At 46.5% G+C, this 22,222-nt stretch carries 16 protein-coding genes and 2 pseudogenes; 7 read left to right on the forward strand and 11 right to left on the reverse strand.

Annotated features, from left to right (window positions below):
• Positions 1-497 precede the first annotated feature (497 nt).
• The 3 genes from SO_RS17400 to SO_RS17410 form a co-directional block, all read right to left on the reverse strand.
• A complete protein-coding gene (locus SO_RS17400) occupies positions 498-1,295 on the reverse strand; it encodes a phosphoadenylyl-sulfate reductase (RefSeq protein ID WP_011073519.1) in 798 nt (265 codons plus the stop codon).
• Positions 1,288-2,985, reverse strand: coding sequence for an assimilatory sulfite reductase (NADPH) hemoprotein subunit (cysI, locus tag SO_RS17405; protein ID WP_011073520.1), 1,698 nt, complete (start codon positions 2,983-2,985; stop codon positions 1,288-1,290). The genes SO_RS17400 and cysI overlap by 8 nt, the downstream gene beginning before the upstream one ends.
• A gap of 75 nt (positions 2,986-3,060) precedes the next feature.
• The gene (locus tag SO_RS17410) at positions 3,061-4,884 is read right to left on the reverse strand and encodes an assimilatory sulfite reductase (NADPH) flavoprotein subunit (protein WP_011073521.1); all 1,824 of its coding nucleotides are present in this window, start codon (positions 4,882-4,884) and stop codon (positions 3,061-3,063) included.
• Positions 4,885-5,300: 416 nt separating this feature from the next.
• Here SO_RS17410 and SO_RS17415 point away from each other — a divergent pair, with 416 nt between their 5' ends.
• From SO_RS17415 to SO_RS17425, 3 genes are all read left to right on the forward strand, one after another.
• Positions 5,301-6,827, forward strand: a complete 1,527-nt coding sequence (locus SO_RS17415) for a Re/Si-specific NAD(P)(+) transhydrogenase subunit alpha (RefSeq protein ID WP_011073522.1) — start codon at positions 5,301-5,303, stop codon at positions 6,825-6,827.
• An 11-nt stretch (positions 6,828-6,838) separates the two neighbouring features.
• Complete coding sequence (gene pntB / locus SO_RS17420; RefSeq protein WP_011073523.1) at positions 6,839-8,248, forward strand: Re/Si-specific NAD(P)(+) transhydrogenase subunit beta; 1,410 nt, start codon at positions 6,839-6,841, stop codon at positions 8,246-8,248.
• A 171-nt stretch (positions 8,249-8,419) separates the two neighbouring features.
• The gene (locus SO_RS17425; RefSeq protein ID WP_011073524.1) at positions 8,420-8,809 is read left to right on the forward strand and encodes a hypothetical protein; all 390 of its coding nucleotides are present in this window, start codon (positions 8,420-8,422) and stop codon (positions 8,807-8,809) included.
• 78 nt (positions 8,810-8,887) lie between these two features.
• Here SO_RS17425 and SO_RS17430 read toward each other — a convergent pair whose 3' ends face one another.
• From SO_RS17430 to hldE, 3 genes are all read right to left on the reverse strand, one after another.
• Positions 8,888-9,367, reverse strand: a complete 480-nt coding sequence (locus SO_RS17430; RefSeq protein ID WP_011073525.1) for a TetR family transcriptional regulator — start codon at positions 9,365-9,367, stop codon at positions 8,888-8,890.
• Between the two features lie 153 nt (positions 9,368-9,520).
• Positions 9,521-10,348 carry a hypothetical protein gene (locus SO_RS17435; protein WP_011073526.1) on the reverse strand — a complete coding sequence of 276 codons (828 nt, stop codon included), beginning with the start codon at positions 10,346-10,348 and terminating at the stop codon, positions 9,521-9,523.
• A complete protein-coding gene (hldE, locus tag SO_RS17440) occupies positions 10,345-11,775 on the reverse strand; it encodes a bifunctional D-glycero-beta-D-manno-heptose-7-phosphate kinase/D-glycero-beta-D-manno-heptose 1-phosphate adenylyltransferase HldE (protein ID WP_011073527.1) in 1,431 nt (476 codons plus the stop codon). Before hldE ends, SO_RS17435 begins: the two co-directional genes overlap by 4 nt.
• Before the next feature lie 102 nt (positions 11,776-11,877).
• Between hldE and SO_RS17445 the strand changes: the two genes are divergently transcribed.
• A complete protein-coding gene (locus tag SO_RS17445; RefSeq protein WP_011073528.1) occupies positions 11,878-12,804 on the forward strand; it encodes an LpxL/LpxP family Kdo(2)-lipid IV(A) lauroyl/palmitoleoyl acyltransferase in 927 nt (308 codons plus the stop codon).
• A 233-nt stretch (positions 12,805-13,037) separates the two neighbouring features.
• Here SO_RS17445 and SO_RS17450 read toward each other — a convergent pair whose 3' ends face one another.
• Positions 13,038-14,762 carry a potassium/proton antiporter gene (locus SO_RS17450; protein ID WP_011073529.1) on the reverse strand — a complete coding sequence of 575 codons (1,725 nt, stop codon included), beginning with the start codon at positions 14,760-14,762 and terminating at the stop codon, positions 13,038-13,040.
• 771 nt (positions 14,763-15,533) lie between these two features.
• Between SO_RS17450 and SO_RS17455 the strand changes: the two genes are divergently transcribed.
• Entirely contained in the window at positions 15,534-16,448 is a 915-nt protein-coding gene (locus SO_RS17455) for a L,D-transpeptidase family protein (protein ID WP_011073530.1), read from the forward strand.
• 92 nt (positions 16,449-16,540) lie between these two features.
• Here SO_RS17455 and SO_RS17460 read toward each other — a convergent pair whose 3' ends face one another.
• Positions 16,541-17,368 (reverse strand): N-acetyl-ornithine deacetylase, encoded by an 828-nt coding sequence (locus tag SO_RS17460; protein WP_011073531.1) that lies wholly within the window; start codon positions 17,366-17,368, stop codon positions 16,541-16,543.
• Positions 17,369-17,559: 191 nt separating this feature from the next.
• On the opposite strand from SO_RS17460, the gene SO_RS17465 reads away from it, so the two are divergent.
• Together SO_RS17465 and SO_RS17470 are read left to right on the forward strand one after the other, a co-directional pair.
• Positions 17,560-18,975, forward strand: coding sequence for a M16 family metallopeptidase (locus SO_RS17465; protein ID WP_011073532.1), 1,416 nt, complete (start codon positions 17,560-17,562; stop codon positions 18,973-18,975).
• Entirely contained in the window at positions 18,972-20,015 is a 1,044-nt protein-coding gene (locus SO_RS17470; RefSeq protein ID WP_164925760.1) for a hypothetical protein, read from the forward strand. The genes SO_RS17465 and SO_RS17470 overlap by 4 nt, the downstream gene beginning before the upstream one ends.
• On the opposite strand, the pseudogene SO_RS17475 reads toward SO_RS17470, so the two are convergent.
• The 3 genes and pseudogenes from SO_RS17475 to SO_RS17485 all read right to left on the reverse strand — a co-directional run.
• A pseudogene (locus SO_RS17475) lies at positions 19,949-20,197 on the reverse strand (transposase); the annotation flags it as partial. The gene SO_RS17470 and the pseudogene SO_RS17475 sit on opposite strands and share 67 nt — an antisense overlap.
• Positions 20,198-20,230: 33 nt before the next feature.
• Entirely contained in the window at positions 20,231-21,433 is a 1,203-nt protein-coding gene (locus tag SO_RS17480; RefSeq protein ID WP_011070721.1) for an IS256-like element ISSod4 family transposase, read from the reverse strand.
• Positions 21,434-21,483: 50 nt separating this feature from the next.
• A pseudogene (locus SO_RS17485) lies at positions 21,484-22,206 on the reverse strand (IS1595-like element ISSod11 family transposase); the annotation flags it as partial.
• Positions 22,207-22,222 lie beyond the last annotated feature (16 nt).

Consider the following 22,222-nt stretch of genomic DNA (forward strand, 5'->3'; position numbering starts at 1 on the left):
CCTTGACCACAGCTGACCGAGGTGAAAATGACTGATTAACAAGCGCTAGCAAGTCAATCAAACTGCTGGATACTCGCGGCTACGAGCAAGGTCTTTTGGAATATCTACTGTTTTCAGTTTCGTTATATCGCTACACAGCAAACTAAGCCCATAAATAGCGATATTCAACAACTTAACTTGGCAAAATACCGACTAATCCGTATCTGCGCAGTAAACTCCCTCAAAACCATCTACGGGAACTTTGAAATATAGCTCAGAACATTCTAATGTGCATAACTCTGTGAGTAAAAATGTACAATTTTTTTGACTATCACAAAGTCACATTAGCTAACCATATGAAAATAAACTTTATCTCATTTTGATGACGCCACAATGACAGGCAAAATATTCTAATGGCTAAACCACTTTAAAAATAAGCAAAAAGCAATAGTCGGAACATAACATAAAAAATGCCACAGGAAATACTGTGGCATTTTTCTATAGAATCAAACAATTGGCTATATTTCGTAATGCAAACCGCACTCACGTTTTAAGCCATTAAAGCGCGTTTCTTCCTCTGTCATACCTAATTCTAAGGGTTTGCTCGAATGAGTATCCCCAACAGAAACATAACCTTGCTCCCATAAAGGATGATAAGGCAAGTCAAATTGCGTCAGATACAGATGCACATCTTTGTTCGACCATTCGATAATCGGCAGCAACTTGAAGCGAGAACCATGGATAGCCAATATCGGTAACTCTTCGCGAGTGCTCGACTGGCTGCGGCGTAGTCCAGCAAACCAAGTTCCGACTTCAAGCTCGGCCAAGGCGCGCTGCATTGGCTCCACCTTATTCAGCCGATTATAACGTTCAAGACCCTCTACCCCTTGTTCCCACAATTGGCCAAAGCGCGCCTCCTGCCATGCCGAGGTAATAGGTGCTTGGTAAACCTTAAGATTTAAGGATAATCGCTCGGTCAACTGGTCAATAAACTGATACGTCTCGGGAAATAAATAGCCAGTATCCGTTAAGATCACCGGAATATCCGATTGCACCTGACTCACCATATGCAGCATCACCGCCGCTTGGATCCCAAAACTGGATGACAGCGCGTGATTACCGGGCAAATAGGCCAAGCCCCAGAGCACTCGCTCTTGAGCCGTTAATCCGGCTAAGAAACGATTAATGCGTTCAAGTTCTGCTTGCTGAACGCTCTTAGGCGCCGTTAGCAGCGCCTTAAGTTCGCTACTGCTCACCACACTCGGCAACACGCTCGAGACACTAGAGCCAGTCTGTTCAGCGTTAAGATCAACCATGAAAATCCTTAGCGGCATCAATAACCGCCTTCACCACGCCCACGCGGACAGTGAAGTTACCAAAGGTTTCACCTGCATTTCGCTCAATCGCGTAGCGGGCAAATAATGCATCCAATTCAGCTAGAATCTCAGCCTCTTGGATATTCTCTCTATACATCTTATTCAGGCGAGTGCCTTCAAAGTTCGCGCCTAAGTACAGGTTGTAGCGACCCGGCGCCTTACCCACAAGACCGATTTCGGCGGCAAATGGGCGGGCGCAACCATTTGGACAACCGGTCATTCGCACCACAATGGCTTGATCGCTAATGCCATTCTTTGCCTGCAGCGCATCAATATGGTCAATAAATTCAGGGAAATAACGCTCAGCTTCTGCCATCGCCAATGGACAGGTTGGTAAGGCCACACAGGCAATCGAATGACCACGGGTTTGAGTCAGCACTTGGCCGAGTAAACCGCGTTTACGGGCAAGCCCTTCGATAGTCGCTTTATCCTCAGGCGCCACACCCGCGATAATCATATTCTGGTTTGAGGTCATACGGAAATCACCCTTGTGGATCTTAGCGATTTCACGCATGCCGGTTTGCAAACTTTTGCCAGGCATATCTTTAATACGGCCGCTTTCGATAAACAGGGTTAAATGCCATTTACCATCTACGCCTTCGACCCAGCCGTAACGATCGCCGCGATCGCCAATCACTACATCGCGCTTAGGTTCAAATTTAACTCCGGCACGGACTTCCACTTCGGCCTTAAACTTCTCATAGCCATGGTCAACGATGGTGTATTTCAGGCGTGAACGCTTACGGTTAGTGCGATTACCCCAGTCACGTTGCACTGTCATCACAGCTTCGGCAAACTTCATCACATCTTCGGTTTTGATAAAACCAAAGTCATCGGCCAAGCGCGGGAAGGTTTCTACCTCACCGTGGGTCGAGCCCATACCGCCACCGGCGGTTAGGTTAAAACCGACTAATTCGCCATTTTCAGCCACGGCAATAAAGCCTAAATCGTTAGTGTATACATCAACATCGTTATCCGGCGGTACGGCAACGGCCATTTTAAACTTACGTGGTAAGTAGGTTTTGCCGTATACAGGTTCTACAGTTTCATCTTCTGTGGTCAGTAACTTCTCCTCATCTAACCAAATCTCGGCGTAAGCACGAGTGTGCGGCAGCAGATGATCAGAAAGCTTTTTCGCCACTTCATAGGCCTGTGCATGCAGCTTAGATTCCACCGGATTGGGGTTACACATCACGTTACGGTTAACGTCACCACAGGCGGCGATCGAATCGAGCGCCTCACGGTCCAAGCCTTGAATAATGGTCTTGAGGTTACGCTTTGGAATGCCGTGGTATTGGAATGTCTGACGCGTTGTTAAACGAATACTGTTAGAGCTGGTGAGCGTCGAGGCAATTTCATCTACGCCTAACCATTGCTTAGGGGTACACACGCCACCAGGCACGCGGGCACGCAACATAAAGCTATATAAAGGCTCGAGTTTTTGCTCTTTACGCTCGTTACGTAAATCGCGGTCATCCTGCTGATAAAAACCATGGAATTTGATCAATTGCTGATCGCCATCGCTAAAACTGCCCGTTACCGAGGAATCTAATCCCTCTTTAATGGTGCCACGCAGATAATCACTGTCGGTCTTTAAGTATTCGTTTAATGCTAACTTTTGCTCACTCATGGCAACTGCCTCTTCAAATTCGTTCGGCGGCAGTATCTCTGTGGATACTGCTCTCTAATCTTTGGGATTGACTAATTAGTACACGTCTTTTTGGTAACGTTTATGACTGCGTAAGGTCTCGAAGTATTCTTCTGCCGCCTCGCTCGACAGTCCGCCAAACTCCACCGCAACCGCTAGTAAGGCTTGGTGTACGTCTTTAGCCATACGCTCGGCATCACCACAAATATAAAGATGCGCGCCGTTTTGCAGCCATTGCCACAGGGCTTGCCCCTGCTCTTTGATGCGGTGCTGCACGTAAATCTTATGGGCTTGATCCCGCGAAAATGCCACATCGATACGGGTTAAATCGCCGTTTTTCAGATACTGTTGCCACTCGGTTTGATACAGGAAGTCCTGCTCAAAATGCGGGTTGCCGAAGAATAACCAACTATCGCCCTTCGCACCCTGTGCCACACGCTCCTGCATAAAGGCGCGGAATGGGGCAACCCCTGTGCCAGGGCCAATCATGATGACGGGCGTATCAGGGTTTTCAGGTAAACGGAAATGCTTGTTCGGTTCAACATACACTTTTACTTCAGCGCCTTCCTGCGCCGAGGCTAAGAAATGAGAAGCACCGCCAAAACGCGTTTGCCCTTGATGTTCATCTTCCACCAAGGCCACGGTTAAATGCACTTCGGTATCGACTTCGGTCTGGCTAGAGGCAATAGAATAGAGTCTGGGCGTTAACGGGCGTAATAGTTCAAGCAGTTTATTCGCATCCAAATTTGCCTCAGCAGGTAACTTGTAGTTAGTCACTAAATCAACAAATTGATGATTTAGAATAAACTGGCGCAGCTGTTCTTTATCCTCACTCAGGGCGAGAAGCTCACTGCTCGCTGACAACTCGGCCCAAGCTTTGACTAAACCAGGATACAACTGCGTCAGCTCTTTCTTGTCGATTAAGGCTTGTTTGAGGCTGATTGACTCACTGCCGACAGTCACTTTTGCATCGGCCGCTAACCCTAGGCCCGCTAAAATTTCGCCGACTAAGATTTCGCTATTGCTGAACCACACACCCAGAGCATCACCGACCTCATAGTGTAAGCCTGACTCACCTAAATCAATTTCAACATGGCGCACATCTCTGTCTGAATCACGCCCGGTGATCTTTTGGCTCACCAACACTTCGGCACGGTAAGGGTTTTGCTTAGTAAATTCGCTCTCGCTGGCAACTTGCGCCGAAGTTGAATTAATTTCATTCAACGCCACCACGTTAGCCGTTGTTTGGATCAGTGGCTTAACCGCCGTTAGAACATCGGCGTGCCACTGTCCGGCCGCAGCCTCATAGTCCACATCACACTCAACCAACGGCAATAAGGCTTTAGCACCTAATGCTGAAAGCCGCGCATCAAAGTCTTTACCGGTTTGGCAGAAAAACTCATAGCTCGAATCGCCCAGTGCCAACACCGAGTAGTGCAAATTGTTTAATTGAGGCGCACGCTTTGTTGCTAAAAACTTATGTAATTCAATCGCATCATCCGGCGCTTCACCTTCACCATGGGTACTCACCACCAGCAACAATAAGGTTTCTTGCTTAAGCTGGCGCACGTTGTATTCACCCATGGAGGCTAAATTTACGCTATAACCCTGTGTCTTTGCCTTTTCGGCTAAGGCTTTGGCGATACCACGGCCATTGCCCGTTTGACTGCCATAGAGAATGGTCACCGTTTGCGCTGCTTGTGCCTCGGTCACGGATGCGGCGACTTGGATAGCACTCCCACTCGTATTGGCCGTTGCAGCTAAATAGCCGCTCACCCAAGCAAGTTGCACGGAATTTAATTCAGCGGTGAGTTGTTTCAGCTTATCGACCTGTGATTGCGACAGGGGTGAAGCCAGTGATGAAAGTTCTTTTAACAACATGAAACGGCCCTATGACAGTGTAATGCCCAGCAGAGTAACGTGGTTTTAGAAAAGCAAAAAAGAATAATATTTGATTTTTAATTCCATTTTGGAATATACAAAGTGCAAAAATTAAGCTACAAAAGTGTGCACTGGTTAAAACTTTTTGATACGACCAGTGCAGAAACCACTAGCTTGAGCAATATGCGCTTGTGTCAAACCAAAGTATTGCCACAATGGTGAGGAGCCTGCTGTACAGTGACCTTTGTTGCTCGCTAAGAAGTTTGTTTTAATGCACAAATTTCATACCAAGATTGAATGCGCTAACTGCCAATATTGAATACACGAGTTCATTCTTACGCGACCTAGCCCTACCTAGGTTTAGCTCAGAGGAAGCACTCAGGCGGAACGATTATATAAACCACCAGGGAGTAATCATGCAGATTGGAATACCGAGAGAGAGTCTCGTCGGTGAGACTCGGGTCGCCGCGACCCCTGCCACCGTCGAACAGCTTAAAAAGCTCGGCTTTGAAGTTGTTGTTGAGGCCAATGCTGGCTTACTGTCTAGCTTCGACGATGCCGCTTTTGAAGCCGCAGGCGCGAAGATCACGACAGAGGTTTGGCAAGCGGATCTGATTTTTAAAGTCAATGCACCGACCGATGCTGAAATTGCGCTAATTAAAGAAGGCGCGACCTTAATCAGCTTTATCTGGCCCGCTCAAAATGCAGAGTTGGTCGAGAAACTGTCTAAACGCAACATCAATGTGATGGCGATGGACATGGTGCCACGTATTTCCCGTGCCCAATCCCTCGATGCTCTCTCTTCTATGGCCAATATCGGCGGTTATCGCGCCGTTGTTGAAGCCGCGCACCACTTTGGCCGTTTCTTTACTGGGCAAATTACCGCAGCAGGTAAAGTCCCTCCCGCCAAAGTGCTAGTGATTGGTGCCGGTGTGGCTGGCCTTGCAGCCATTGGTACCGCAGGTTCTTTAGGGGCTATCGTTCGCGCCTTCGACACGCGCTTAGAAGTAGCCGAGCAAATCGAATCCATGGGTGGCCAGTTCCTTAAGCTGGATTTCACCAATGAAGATGGCAGCTCATCGGACGGTTACGCTAAAACCATGTCTGATGAGTTTATCGCTGCTGAAATGGCGCTATTTGCCGAGCAAGCCAAAGAAGTCGATATCATCATTACCACCGCGCTGATCCCGGGTCGTCCTGCACCTAAACTTATCACCAAGGCAATGGTCGATAGCATGAAGAGCGGCTCTGTGATTGTCGATATGGCAGCACAAGCGGGCGGAAACTGTGAGTACACTCAGCCTGGCGAACTCTTTGTCACCGATAACGGCGTAAAAGTCATCGGCTTTACCGATCTTCCTGGCCGCTTGCCCGCACAATCGTCTCAGCTTTACGGCACGAACTTAGTCAACCTGATGAAGTTAATGTGTAAAGAGAAAGACGGCACTGCCAGCATCAACTTCGATGATGTGGTGATGCGCAATATGACTGTGGTGAAAGAAGGTCAAGTCACCTTCCCACCACCACCGATTTCGGTATCGGCAGCGCCAGTAAAACCGACAGTCAAAATCGAAGCAAAAGCCGCTCAAGCCAAAGCGCCTTCAAAACTCAAGTATATTCTCGCCGCCCTAGGCGCTGCAGGTTTTGCCGCCGTTGCCTCAGTCGCGCCAGCCGAGTTTTTATCTCACTTTACGGTATTTATCCTGTCCTGCGTGGTGGGCTATTACGTGGTGTGGAACGTGTCCCACTCTCTGCATACGCCTTTAATGTCAGTGACTAACGCAATTTCAGGCATTATTGTGGTCGGCGCTTTACTGCAAATTGGTCAAGGCTCGACCTTGGTCACTGTGCTGGCGTTTATCGCCGTGCTGATCGCCAGTATTAACATCTTCGGCGGTTTTACCGTCACTCAGCGCATGCTGAAGATGTTCCGTAAGGATTAAGGGGGTATAACGTGTCTCAAGGACTGGTAACAGCAGCTTACATCATTGCCGCCGTGCTCTTTATCTTCAGTCTCGCTGGATTGTCGAAACAAGAAACGGCCAAACACGGCAATTTATTTGGTATCACAGGTATGGCCATCGCCCTACTGGCGACCATTTTTAATCCAGACACCAGCGGTGTCGCCTGGATTATTGTCGCCATGGTGATTGGTGGTGCCATCGGCGTGCGTTTAGCACTGAAAGTCGAAATGACGGAAATGCCTGAGCTCGTCGCGGTGCTCCACAGCTTTGTGGGTATGGCCGCGGTGTTAGTTGGCTTTAACAGCTTTATCGACTTACACCCAGAACAAGTATCACAAGTGGGTGTGGGTGCGCATATGACTGGCGCGATGCTCAACATTCACTTAGTGGAAGTCTTCCTCGGGATCTTTATCGGCGCGGTAACCTTTACTGGTTCTATCGTCGCTTTTGGTAAATTACGCGGATTAATTTCCTCTAAACCGCTGATGTTGCCACATCGCCATAAACTCAACCTCATTGCGGTATTAGTATCGCTTGGCCTGTTGGTGTATTTCGTGCAAACAGGCGGCACTATGCCAGCGCTGCTGCTGATGACCTTAATTGCCTTCGCCTTTGGCTGGCATTTAGTGGCTTCTATCGGTGGCGCAGATATGCCCGTTGTGGTGTCTATGCTGAACTCTTACTCAGGTTGGGCAGCTGCAGCAGCAGGCTTTATGCTGTCAAACGATCTACTGATCGTGACAGGTGCGTTGGTAGGCTCGTCTGGTGCGATTTTGTCTTACATTATGTGTAAAGCAATGAACCGCTCGTTTATTTCGGTGATTGCAGGCGGATTTGGTACCGATGGAGTGGCCTCATCTAGCGATCAAGAAATGGGTGAATACCGTGAGACTAACGCCGAAGATGTGGCGGACATGCTGAAAAACGCAACGTCTGTCATCATCACCCCTGGCTATGGCATGGCGGTGGCACAGGCACAATATCCTGTCGCTGAAATCACCCAAAAACTGCGTGATCGCGGTGTGAAAGTGCGCTTTGGGATTCACCCTGTCGCGGGGCGTTTACCCGGCCATATGAACGTACTATTGGCCGAAGCCAAAGTTCCCTACGATATCGTGCTCGAAATGGACGAAATCAACGAAGACTTTAGCGATACCGATGTCGTGCTGGTGATTGGCGCGAACGACACGGTTAACCCTGCGGCGATGGAAGATCCGGGCAGTCCAATTGCGGGTATGCCAGTACTCGAAGTATGGAAAGCACAAAACGTCATTGGCTTTAAACGCTCAATGAATACGGGTTATGCGGGTGTACAAAACCCTCTGTTCTTCAAAGACAATACCCAAATGTTGTTCGGCGATGCTAAGGCCAGCGTAGAAGCGATTTTAAAGGCGCTGTAATACGCTTGTGAGCTTAATCGCTCGATACAAATCATAAAGGGAGCCATTGGCTCCCTTTGTTTTTTAGCGGCTTGATTGCGCTATGTTTTCACATACTTTTAAGCCTGCTCCGCTAGTCTCTACGCAAGTTATCGCTTCTGGTAAAATTGAATCAATCGAAAGGATACTTTGATGCTGCTTGGATTATTTATTCTGTCGGCAATATTAATCAAAACGTCGTTATTAGGGCTGGGTTGGATATCGATTGGTATCGGCGTTGGGGGTTATCTTTTTTGCCGTTTTTACCACATTAATCTTGCGGACCTACTGGTCAAAAAGTTTAGACGGCTTTTTATCAGTGGGGCGATATTGCATCTGCTGCTGTATCTCGGCCTTATCGTAAAACTGTTCCTGATCGATAGCCTAGAGGATATTCCGGCCTTTTTAATCAGTCATTTGGTATTCCATCATGCACTCTGCGCACTCATTGCAGCCGCCCTTACCTTTATGGCGATTGGTGTTTACCTTACCCAGCAAAAGCTAAAGCTAGCGGATACTGCTTCCCCTTCGCTCCTCAACTAAACCCTTAAAAGCCAACAGTAAGGCTTTTAAAAACAAAAAGGAGCCCAAAGGCTCCTTTTGATGGCGATTCATTTTTGATTATGCTGCTTTAGCAACATCAAAATTCGACAGCAACATAACCGCAGTCCGGCCAAGTAAGTGGTTGATGGTACGATCGCCAACCAATCCTAGTTCAGCAATGGCTTGCTGACGAGCAGTGCTTACCGCCCTAAAGAGGGTGATTTCATTATTGGTGCCGCCACAAAGACTAAAGAATAATCTCAACACTGCACGGTATTGCTCTTCTTGCATCGCTTGCATCCAAGAGGCTTCTAACGCTTCTTGGCTAGAGAAATTGAGTGCCGCAACAAAAAGATTGCCAATACGGCTATCTAAGCGAATTAAAAAGTCGTTCTTACGCGGAAAGTGATGACTAATACCAGTGCGGCTAATCCCCGTTGCTTCAGATAACGTGGTATAAGACATAGTCTCAAAGCCAATAGTCAAAATTTGTCTTAACGCTTCATCCATAATCTGATTGATGGTCTGCTCAGTCTGTACTCGCGAGCGCTTAGCCATAGTAAAGTCTCCCCATGTTCTTTTTGTGGGGGAGAGCTTACCAAAGCCTTTCAGGGATTACTGCTGCTTAGGAACGCGAAACAAGTGTATTTCGCTTTTGTTCAGCTAAGGTTCAGTTTTAAACAGAGGGTTTTACTGGTTTTATTTACATTTTTACAACATAGAATGTTGTGCTAACCAGTCGTGTGCTTTTGGCTCCCCCATTAACAATATGAGGGTTGGCATTAAATAACGCCCGAGTTCGGGTTTACGCCAAAACAGGTATTTTGGCAGGGGTTGCAGCACTGTATCACCGAAAGTGCGTTGCATTAAACTCGAATATTCTCGTAACACCAGTGGATCGATTTGCACCATTTCGGGGTAAAAATCGGCTAAAAAATCACTATATTGAGCAAATTGCGCAATCTGCGCAGCTTGATACTTATTCAACACTTGTATCATCATCGGACTAGTCCAGTGAGACATATATCGCGAACTTGTTAATGCGGCCAGATTACGTCTGTGATACTGCTGCCACGCTAAATCAAGATTACCTTTGGCGTTGACAATGCGCCAGACGAGATACAGATCCGCTAACCATTCATGCTGATAAGGCGTTAATTCTTGAGGTAATAAACTCCCCTGCAACGCCAAGTTTTCAAGGTGCCCTAACTCATGCCAAAGGGTTAATTGCGTCTGTTCTTTAAGTGCTAATTGATAGGTAATGCCATCAATATTGGCCAGTTGGATCTCTGGTGTTTCTTGCTCATTGACGAGTATTAGACCGGAGAAATGACTATCCTCGACGGGTAATACCATGGCGCTTCGAAGCCCTATGGCTGCTTTAAACAGGGCTTCGTTGCGAGGAAGCTGCTGACGCACAGCAGATGGTAGCACTGCAAGACACTGACTCAATTGGGTTAAAGGACAAATTAATGCCTGCTTGTCGGCAACAGGCACCCAAGTTAGGCTTGAGATCAGGGTCAGTGCAATTAAACTCACTGTTTTGCCATAATATTTTGGATAATGGCCGTGGTAGAAATACCGTCTTCGAATCCTAACACTTGAACTTGCCCGCCCGCAGAAATCACTTCAGCGCCGCCAGCAATATCCTCAACCTTATAATCGCCACCTTTAACTAACAGATCAGGGAGTAATCTAGCGATGATCCGCTGAGGTGTATCCTCACTAAAAGGCACTACCCAATCGACAGAGGCGAGCCCTGCTAAAACAGCCATACGTCTATCAACTTGATTGACTGGACGTCCTTCCCCTTTTAAGCGTTTAACTGAGGCATCATCATTGACCGCCACGATAAGCCGATCGCCAAGCGCTTTAGCTTGTTTAAGGTAACTGACATGTCCAGCATGCAAAATGTCGAAGCAACCGTTAGTCATTACCACTCGCTCACCACGTAATTTGGCTTGCTCTAGGGCATAGGCAAGTTGATCTTCACTCACCACCCCAAAGCCAGATTCACCATGGTGCAGCGCAAGCGCTTCAATCAGCTCAATACGAGAAACCGTAGAAGTCCCTAATTTACCCACCACAACGCCAGCGGCAGTATTGGCAATCGCACAGGCCTGCGCCAATTCAGCGCCCGCAGCCAAAGAGGTTGCTAAGGCCGAAATCACAGTATCCCCAGCCCCTGTTACATCATAAACCTCACGGGCCACCGTTGGGATATGAAGCTCTGGCGCGTTAGCTGTCACTAAAGTCATACCTTTTTCAGAGCGGGTGACTAAGATAGCATCGAACTGGTACTTGTTCAGTAATCCGCGGGCCTTTTCGAGCAAGTCAGCTTCAGAGGTTACCGCACCAACCACAGCCTCAAATTCACTCATGTTTGGTGTAATGAGTGAGGCGCCATGGTAACGGCTAAAATCCGAGCCCTTAGGGTCAACCAGCACTTTTACGCCTTTGGAACGAGCAAGCGCGATAAAATCACGAGGATTATCAATGGCGCCTTTCGCATAATCCGACAGCACCACCACATCGACCGAATCGAGTAAGGCCTCAGACTGCTTAAGCAAGCGGGCGCTATCCTGCTTATCGAAGGACTCTTCAAAGTCGAGGCGAATAAGCTGTTGATTGCGCGATAACACCCTAAGCTTGGTAATGGTGGGTTTGTCAGCAATATTCAACCATTGTGGCTCAACCCCAAGTGCTTGTACGCCAAGTGTTAACGCTTTAGCCGTATCATCCTCGCCCACTAAGCCCGCCAATTGTACTTGGCCACCTAAGGTCGCGATATTCAGCGCCACGTTAGCCGCCCCGCCCGGTCTGTCCTCGACTTGGTTAATCTTTACGACAGGCACTGGCGCCTCGGGGGAAATACGTCCCGTAGGTCCAACCCAATAGCGATCTAACATCACATCGCCGACGACTAACACTTTGGCTTTTTCAAATGCTGGCAGAGAAACCTTCATAGCGCTCTTATCAGTTGCAGAAATTAAACCGTGATTGTACCTAATTTTCAGCAAAATATGAGTTAGAATAAGCAGTAATTTTCAAAAGTAGCGAGTATTTTTGTGGTCGAGAAAGCTGAGTTTTCATCATCTTTATATCATCCGAAGCATTGGCCCATGTGGTTTGGGGTGTTCATGATGCGAATCACCCAAGTGTTGCCTTTATCTTGGCAGATGAAATTAGGTAAAGGCATGGGCCGATTAGTCAAGGCGCTTGCAGCAAGTCGCACCCATACCGCCCGCTGTAATTTAGCCCTTTGTTTTCCCGATATGCCAGAGACAGAGCGGGAAGCGCTCCTCACCCGCAACTTTGAAGAAACCGGCAAAGCGATCTTCGATACCATCAATGCTTGGTGGTGGTCCGATGAAAAGATCCAGCAGCACATGCAGATAACAGGCAAAGAGTACGTTCAAGACACGTTAAATGCTGGTCATGGCGTCATCCTGTTTGCAGTACACTGCCTACCGCTCGAAATGGGCGCACGTATTTTTGGTCAGTTTCAACCCGGTGTCGGTGTGTACCGCCCCCACAATAACCCCGTGATGGAATACCTGCAGGTAAAAGGTCGTCTACGCTCGAATAAAGCCTTAGTGCCTAAACGAGATCTACGCCAGATGGTGCGCTGTTTACGTAACCCCGATGTGATTTGGTATACGGCTGACCAAGACTTTGGCCGTTCAAGTGCAGTGTTTATTCCCTTTTATGCAGTGCCCGATGCCGCCACGATTACTGGCGCAACCACACTGGCGAAGTTAGGTAAGGCCAAGGTATTACCCTTCTTTGTTGAGCGTACCGAAGGAGATACAGGCTACCGAATTGAAATCATGCCGCCTTTGGATAACTTCCCCGGTGAAGATGAAGTCGCCGATGCCATTCGCGGTAACAAGATTATTGAAGAGATTATTAATAGAAATCGCGCCCAATATATGTGGTTACACCGCCGCTTTAAAACTCGTCCCGATCCAACGGATAAGTCGCTATATAAATAAATGTGGCTTAATTTAAAGGTGGGTTACTGTGTCAGTTACCGTATTATTTCCGTAACCAATAGCACTATAAGCATTGGTTAACTAAGCATCTGCACCTAAAAGGGACAACTAAAAATGCCAAGCGATTGCTTGGCATTTTGGTTTCACAGGTCTTTGTTAATCTTTGATTTTGTAGGACGCAGAGAGATAATTGCGACCTAGACAAAAGGACTAAACATTTAACGACAAGGCTATTAAGCATCCGCGGGTAAGCGAATCCCCACATTGGTGACTTTGCCTTCATAGAGCCCAGCGACCACCCAATGGAGTGACTGCCACAGGAACTGGTCCCCGAGTACAGGGTGTGCCCCAAGCTCTAACGCGACTAAATCAGCCACTGTCATGGCACCCGTTTCATCATCTAAGGTTAAGCCATAGATAGGCGCAAGATCAGCCAGTTTGACTTCGGTATCGATAAAGAAGTCGCCAAAGAATCGCGATACTTCATCCGTTTCAGGGGCTTGGCTAAAGAGGTTACTTAATGCCTCTAGGCTCTTTTCCTGACCGAGTACACACAGAATATCACCCGCTTCTAAGCACGTACTGCCCGAGGGGTGTAATAGCGTATTATTGCGAAATACCGCCGCAATTCGAGTTCCATCAGGCATCGCTAAGCGTTTTAGCGGTTCACCTATACACCACTTACTTTCACTCAAACAGTAGACAAAAACTTCCCATTCGCTTTTTGGGTAAATTTCAACTCCCGAACGCGAAATAGGTAACGGCTTTGGGGGCAGTTCCACCTTAGCTAACCGCGCGGCTGTAGTGAGTGATGCCCCCTGCACTAAGAGTGAAACGATCACCACGAAAAAGGCTAAGTTAAAGTACAGCTGAGCCCCAGGAAGCCCTGCCATCATAGGGAATACCGCTAAAATAATCGGCACAGCCCCACGAAGTCCTACCCAAGAGATAAACCAGCGATCACGGCTACCAAAACTCTTAAAGGGTAATAAGCTTAACCATACCGCCAGTGGTCTAGCAAACAGAATCATCCCAAAGGCCAAAGCTAAACCTGGTAGCCAAATATCCAATAAATCCGACGGTGTCAGTAACAACCCTAATACGAGGAACATACCGATTTGACTAACCCAAGTCATGCCATCCAACACGTTTAATATCGCATGGCGTCCACGGGTAGGTTTATTGCCAAGAAAAAGTCCAACTAAGTAAATCGACAGAATGCCACTACCGCCTAACTTATTCGAAGTGGCATAGATCATTAGACCACCACTAAGCACGAGAATCGAATATAAACCTTCTGCAAGCTTGCTTACATTCACCAATTTCCAAAGCAGCCAGCCACCACCTAGACCTAATAAAACCCCCAAACCAAACTGCTTAATAAAGCTAATCAACATAAAACTGGCGGATAACTCAGCACCGACATTGGCAAGGATGGCAATTAAAGTGACGGTTAAAAACACTGCCATAGGATCGTTACTACCCGATTCGATTTCCAGCGTTGCACCAACCCGCTCGTTAAGGCTGCGCCCCTTTAATAGCGAGAATACCGCTGCCGCATCAGTCGAACCCACAATGGCCCCCACGAGCAAGCCTTGTAGCCAATGAAGGTCAAATAACCACGCCGCCATAACCCCGGTAATACTGGTAGTGATCGCCACCCCAAAGGTTGCCAATGACAAGGCTGGCCACAAGGCCACTCTAAAACTGGCGACCCGCGTGCGCATACCGCCATCGAGCAAGATAATGGCTAAGGCAAAGTTACTAACAAGATACGCGGTTGAGTAGTCATCAAACAGAATTCCGCCGGGACCATCTTCACCAGCAAGAATACCTACCGCGAGGAAAATTAATAAGATAGGAATCCCAAGACGGGATGACATAGGACTTAATAAAACACTCACAGCAGTAAGTAAGGCACCGATCAGAAAAAAACTATTGATGGAATCTGCATCCACACATGCCTCCTTAAATACTGCTTGTTCAGCCAAACGATAGCGAAATCACCTAGATTAAAAATGACTCAGTTTAAAATTTTCGTTTCTTATTTTAGCATAAAAAACGCAAAAAATTGGAGTTTTAAATATTAACTTTCAATCATCTACATAAATTAACGTCAAACAGCTATTAACAACCAAATACCGACTAAATTTAGAGCCAATCATTAAATCAACTCGAAACCACTTCCGGTCTGATTTAATAAAAATAAATTATTAAATATCAACAAATTAAAAAACAATACAATACTATAACTAATCTTCTTTTAGATTAAATCGTCCAATAAGCCATGACCAATTAACTAACATCAAGCAAAAACATTGATAATTCGAATAAAAACCAAAGAGAGCGCTCAACTTAAGCAGGAGTCCCCCTTTAACATGCCAAAACCTTGTGCCTTCGTTTAAGGGGAAATCCAACAGAAGACTGAGAGTTTCGAGCTAAGATTCCTTCTCTGCATGCAACTCAATAAGACGAGCATCCCCAGAGTAAAAGGCTACTAATCGTCAGAAAGCTCGCCCAGCAGCTCGACAACTAAAAGACATAAAGCAAAAATAAGTAATAAATACGCCTTATGAACCATATTTCAGTTGAAATAATGGCCAAAATAAGGAAGGATGCGAGCTTCGCGCGCAAGGGTACTTTGCCCGATAAGTTGCCGCCCTATTTGGGGGGGAGAAAGAGCCGCGTTAAACAGGTTATTTTATTAACAGGAATCGTAGTATCCGCTTATGAGTATGCTCCGCACCACAGCTTTATTATTGACTTTGGTTTTCCCAAGTCTCTCCGCTTTAGCAACGGAATACCCTTTACCGTCTCCGAAGAGTCGGTTAGTTGGCGAGAACCTGTATTACACAGTGCCAGAGGGTAAACATACCCTCGAAGATATTGCTGCTCAGTTCCAACTCGGTCTAAGCAACTTGCTGGAAGCCAATCCAGGCGTCGATCCGTTTCTACCTAAGCCTGGCAGTAAGCTATTAATTCCAAAACAATTAATCCTACCAAATGCACCTCGCGAAGGCATAGTGATCAACGTTGCCGAAATGCGTCTGTATTACTATCCAAAGGGAAAAAAGACGGTTGAAGTGCTACCCATTGGTATTGGCCAAATCGGTAAAGATACGCCAGAAAACTGGGTAACCAGCGTTCAACGTAAGCGTGCAAACCCCACTTGGACTCCTACACCACGTATTCGCAAAGAATATGCGGCAAGGGGAGAAATTCTACCTGCGGTATGGCCAGCAGGTCCTGATAACCCAATGGGACTCTATGCACTCTACATTGGTAACTTGTATGCCATCCATGGCACCAATGCCAGCTTCGGTATTGGTTTACGAGTAAGCCAAGGCTGTGTCCGTTTACGTCACGATGATATTGAACACTTGTTCAAAACTGTGCCTATAGGGACCCGAGTACAATTTGTAAACCAACCGATTAAGGCGACCGAAGAGCCAGATGGCAAGCGTTACCTAGCCGTACATCAGCCGCTATCACGCACCATTGCTGAGTTTGAGTCTAATGAGCCAGTTGCACTTTCTTTACCGAAAGATATCGCAAAGTTTATTGCAAAAGCTGACACCGACTCCAGCATGATTAAAAAGCTACTGGATGAGCGCACTGGCGTACCAGCGATTATTAATCAGTAATCGCCTTGTAAGCCAGCGGTTGACCCCGCTAGCCCAATAAAAATACCCGCTTAGGCGGGTATTTTTATATTGATTGTAATCAAGCTTTACGATCAATCACATAACGGTGCACACAGCGCCAAAAAGTGCGTCATCGCCGCGCTATTTGCCAACACACGTTGATCGAAGTTTTGCAATGCAGGCGTTTCGGTACAAGCGCCAACACGCGCGCCACTACGCACCAAACATGCCTCAAATGAGGTATCAAAGTGATTGAAAATCAAACCATCTTTAACGGGGCAACCGTCAATCTCACCATCGACAGCAATGGGGAAATATCCTGCCAACGTATCGCGTAAATCAAGACTAAAACGACCTGGCACTTGGCTTGGCTCGAAAGAATACACATAAGCATCATGACTTAATACGTCTTCATGGCAGGTTAAAATACCATCTCGACTCGCCGCAATCAGTAATTGTGCATGTTCTAACAGTAGTTTACCTTCAACTGAGGTGCCCTCATTCGCCTTAGGTTTACCGTTTTCGAATTCGAAGCCTCGATTTGGGTTTTCGCCAAATTTATTAAATCGATGGCCACGTTTAAACCCAGTTGGATTCACCAAGGGCAAAATACTTAGGTTTACCCGTTCAAATAATTCGACTGATGCTTCACTTAAAAAGTGCAGTAATCCCCATGGGCCTGCTGACTCTTCACCGTGAAATCCGGCGCAGATTAATAACGAAGGTAAGCCTGACTTCGCCGCGGGAGACTGATACAGACTGACACTGTATTTACCCACTTCACCCAGTTTTTTCTCAACCATCCCCAAACGGGACATTTCCTGCTCAAGCTGTAGATAAAAATTATCGATATCAGTGCTTTCACAGTTAAAAATATCGCTTTTCCACTGAAAGGATTCGAACGGAGATCTGCTTACCATATCTTGTACTTATGCCAGAAAAAGAACTGTGCCATCATAGCAGTTCTTTTTAAAAACTGAATGCTATTCAAATGATTTAGATGAAATCCGACGAGTGTCTGACGTATCAGCACAATGGCAGCACAACTTCGACGTTGAGCCACCGGTTGGTAATGGAAGTGGACGCCAAATCATGGAGAGGGAAGCTAAAAATGAGAACATACACCCGCCTTTGCCTTACTCTGCTGATGACGCTACTCAGCCCAGCACTCCAGGCACAATGTCAAATCGAAGGAACAGCGGCGCTTTATCAATTAGAATCACGTATCGAGACTTACTCTCTCGCCAATGGCCTTACCGTACACTTATTGCCCCTTGAGGATAAACACACCCTCACCATTGCCAGCCAATTTAATGTGGGGGCGCGCAACGAGGCTAAGGGACAAAGTGGATACGCGCATTTATTCGAACATATGTTATTCAAGGGCAGTGAACAGGCACCCGGCGACACCTATGCACAGCAGCTAAGCGCTTTAGGAGCCCGCTTTAATGCCAGCACCCACTTTGATTACACTAATTATTTTGTCACTCTGCCGAGCCAAGCCCTCAGTTTAGGGCTTTTTCTTGAGGCGGACCGTTTTATTCGTCCCCAATTGACCGCAACCACAGTTAAGAATCAACAGGAAACCGTGCTCCAAGAAATGGCGCAAACCATAGATAACCAACCCTACGTGCGCAGTACAATGGAGTTCCTGCTTGCACAGGTCAAAGATACCCCCTACGGCCATGGCATTATCGGCACGCATGAGGATATCACTCAGGCAAGCCCTGAAAGCCTAACTGCCTTCCACCGCGCCTATTATCGTCCCGATGCCATGCAGTTATCCCTCGTCGGCAAGCTTTCCCCTGAGGTAAAAACACTGATTGAGCAGCACTTTGCCAAATGGACAGCCCCCAATCAGCCAATAATCGAATTTAACCAACTAAAGATAACGCCCCAGCCCGTAATGGTGCAGGTTACCGATGAACGTGGCCCTTGGCCCGGTTTACTACTTGCGTGGCATACGGTAGGTAAAAATCATCCCGATGCCGCCGCGATTAGATTGCTCGAAGCAGACCTATTCCAAAATACTCAAAGCGCCTTAGCAAAAATCAGCCAGCATGATCCTGCGCAAATGCTGAGTTACTCTTTGCCCTTTGAGCTTGAGAATCATGGGATAACGAATCTGATTTTAGTGCCAAGGGCAAAAATCTCCCTTAATGACCTAACCGAAATGATCTTAGCGTTGGTAAAGCAGGCGCAACAGACTCGCATGAGTGATGCAGCGCTTTGTCAACTCAAGCAAACTTGGCTAAACCAGCACTTGGCAGAGCTCGACAGCACTCAGTCCCTTGCCACCTTGCTTTCCGCCACCAGTAAACAAGATCACGCCCATCCGTTAACCGCACAATGGGAAAGGATTAATGCCGTTACAGCCGACGATTTTCAACGGGTGGCTAAGCACTACTTTACGCCCAATATGGTCAGGGTTGATCTGTTGCCACCTTGGTATATCCGCTTAGGAAAAACCTTGCTCGAATGGTTACCGGCAGGTGTTAGCGACGATTTAGAGGATGCAGCGCTATGATGAAAACATTCAAATACATAAACTTAGTTCTATCATTAAGATTCTCTAAGGCACTGCAAACCATTAGCATCGGCCTTATTGGTGTCATACTGGGCGCCTGTCAGCAGACGCAGCTTAGCTTTACCCCTACGCAAGCGCCCACTTTGGCAAACTTTGATACCCAACCCAATCTACCTCAAGTCGAGAATATTTATCTTCCCAATGAACAACCTTTTATTGATGTCACCCCTGATGGAATAGCGATCCCTTACCAGTTACAGCGTACAGCTAGCACGACTCAAAACCTCAGTAACAGAGTGAGCCTAGTGGCAATTAGCCCCAATCTGCCCTTTGATAATCCTGATATTTTACAAGTCGCCTTTCAGGAAAAAGCCCGCAGCCTAGCGCTAACCCAAGCCGATGCTTGCCTTGAAACTTTTGAAACTCGCGTCACGCTGCACAGCATTAACCTGAGTCTAACGTGCCCCGCATCAGTTAATCATCTCTACCAGTTACTGGTACAATTTTGGCAGCACGAGGCGTTTAGCAAGCCAACAGCGGTCGATATCGATAATATCCGCCGTCAATTGAAGCTTAATAAGCACTTAAATGCCTTTAGTGGCGCCGAAATCGATAAAGCCTGGCGGGACAAACTCCTTGGTACAACACATCCCTACAACAAGAGCGTCAACAATGAGGCCTTGTTCGACTCCCTAAGCTTAAACGAACTGTCGCGGCTACAGCAGCGCACCTTTGCTCAAGCAAACTGGCAGTTATTTTTACCCAATAATGCGCAAGCCGAGTTTGATCTCAAGCAGAGCCTTACTCTGTGGCCAACCTATGTAAATAAAGACTCACCATCACCCTCTGCGCTCATCAACACCGTATTAGCGCAAAAGCCGCCGCAATCTCGCACACTTTATGTGATTGATGCGCCTGGCAGTGTACAAACAAGGGCTATCCACTTAGCACGACCAACCACTATATATTGTGGTTATCGATTTTTAATTGATTGGTACGTTATCGGCTTAGAACGCATTGCTTGCTCAAGCAACCTGTAGAATAATAATCCCCGAGAATCTGACTTTCTTCTGTTGAAGCGAAATGTAAACTCATCTAAATAATAATCAAGTTGCTTAGCCTTTACCGCACCTTGATACGTACCTAAAAGCCATCTTTTACATAATGATGAGACTCGATGCACCCCAGCCATTGTTTCATGTGCAGGTACAGATGAACCTAAGAGGGCGTTCAAAATTCTGTGTCAGGCTAATTTTTAAATTTCTAGCACGCTATCTAAACGTCCTTCAAAATAAATCGCTAACTGAGATAAACAAAGGCTCCAATTGTGGATTGGCATAGTCCATTTATCTGAGGCGTTTAATATGCCTGCGTAAAGTAGCTTCAACAAGCTATTTTCATTAGGAAATGCACCTTTGGTTTTGGTGAGCTTTCTAAATTGGCGATGCACAGCCTCAACCGCATTGGTCGTGTAAATCACTTTCCTGATATGTTCTGGGTACTTAAAATAATGGGACAAATTATGCCATTTGCGACGCCAAGAGTTGATTACCAACGGATAAGCATCACCCCATTTGGCCTCCAGTTCGTCCAATGCCATCTCTGCGGCTTCTTTACTCACGGCTCGATACACAGGCTTTAAATCAGCCATAAACGCTTTCTGATTTTTTGAGGCGACATACTTCATTGAGTTGCGGATCTGGTGGATAACGCATAGCTGTGTTTCCGTATGAGGGAAGATACTGGCTATGGCCTCAGGGAAACCGGTCAAGCCGTCAACACAGGCGATAAGAATATCTTTTACACCACGATTATTAAGATCGGCCAGTACGGATAGCCAGTAATTAGCGCCTTCATTTTCGGATAAGTGAAGCCCTAAAATTTCCTTTTTTCCTTTCATATTAAGCGCTAACAATGTGTAAACGGCTTTACTGACGTAACGCCCATCCTCTTTGACTTTATAATGTATCGCATCAAGCCAAACGATAGGATAATGGCTATCTAATGGGCGCTGTTGCCACGCTTTAAGTTCGGGGATGAGTTTGTCGGTGATGGCGCTTACTGTTGCGTTAGACACATTGAGCCCATACATATCTTCAACATGTTGATTAATATCGCGATAGCTCATACCTATACTGAACATCGATAACACTTTACGTTCGATTTCATCGGTTAGTGTAGTTTGATTTTTCTTAATCAACTGAGGCTCAAAGGTGCCATTGCGGTCTCTAGGCGCGTCTAACTCAAAGTTACCGGACGGATGCTTAATGGTCTTAGGGGTTTTGCCATTTTTACGATTAGGCTGAGGATCATGCGCTAAATGCTGCTCAAGCTCAGCCTGGAGAGCCGCTTCAGTGAGTTGCTTGATCAGTGGGCCAAGAATGCTGTCTTTACCTGTGAGGCTTTTACCTGATTGCAGATCTTTAAGGGCTTGTTCGAAGTTAAAAGGTTGGGTCATGTGTCATTCCTGTTTTTGAATATTTTACTGAAATGACACAGAATTATGAACACTACCGAACCTAAATGCACCATCCGATTATGCTTATATCCTTTTTTGTCTATTTGCTTGTATGCTTGAGAACCATCACTACAAATTGTGCTACCAGGCTCTATTACATCTTGAATGAATTGATGGATATGTTCTTTAGTTGCACTTTCTACTTGCCTTAAACGTATCCGCCCAAATCCAGAGGGTGATAGCAGCTCAACAGCCACCAAAACTATAGCTTTACGCTTACCCTGTTGATTTTTAATAGATGATTTTGGAATGACCCCACCTATTAATGTTTCGTCAACCTCTACGATGCCGGACAGTTTATCTCTTTCAGGATCAACCATGGCATATCTTAACTTGTGCATTAAAGACCAAGCAGTTTGATAACTCCCAAGACCTAATAGCCTTTGGACTCCAAGAGCGCTGACCCCATTCTTTTGATTTGTAATAAACCAGACAGCTGCAAACCAACTTTTCATGGGGGTTCTTGTTTTGTCAAAAAGTGTACTTGATGTTACTGAACACTGAAAACGGCAAGCATGACATTTTAACTTGCCATTACTTAACTGATAAGGTGATTGATGGCTCGAACAGCTTGGGCAAATGAATCCGTTTGGCCAACGAAGTGCGTAAAGGTAGCTAGTGCAAGATTGTTCATCATGAAACCAATCAACAAATTCGTCCCAATTTGTAGGGTAATCGACGCCAGCTTTTAATAAATACGATGAAGTTTTCATTACTACATATTGACAC

The sequence above is a fragment of the Shewanella oneidensis MR-1 genome, from assembly GCF_000146165.2.
Classification (GTDB): Bacteria; Pseudomonadota; Gammaproteobacteria; order Enterobacterales; family Shewanellaceae; genus Shewanella; species Shewanella oneidensis.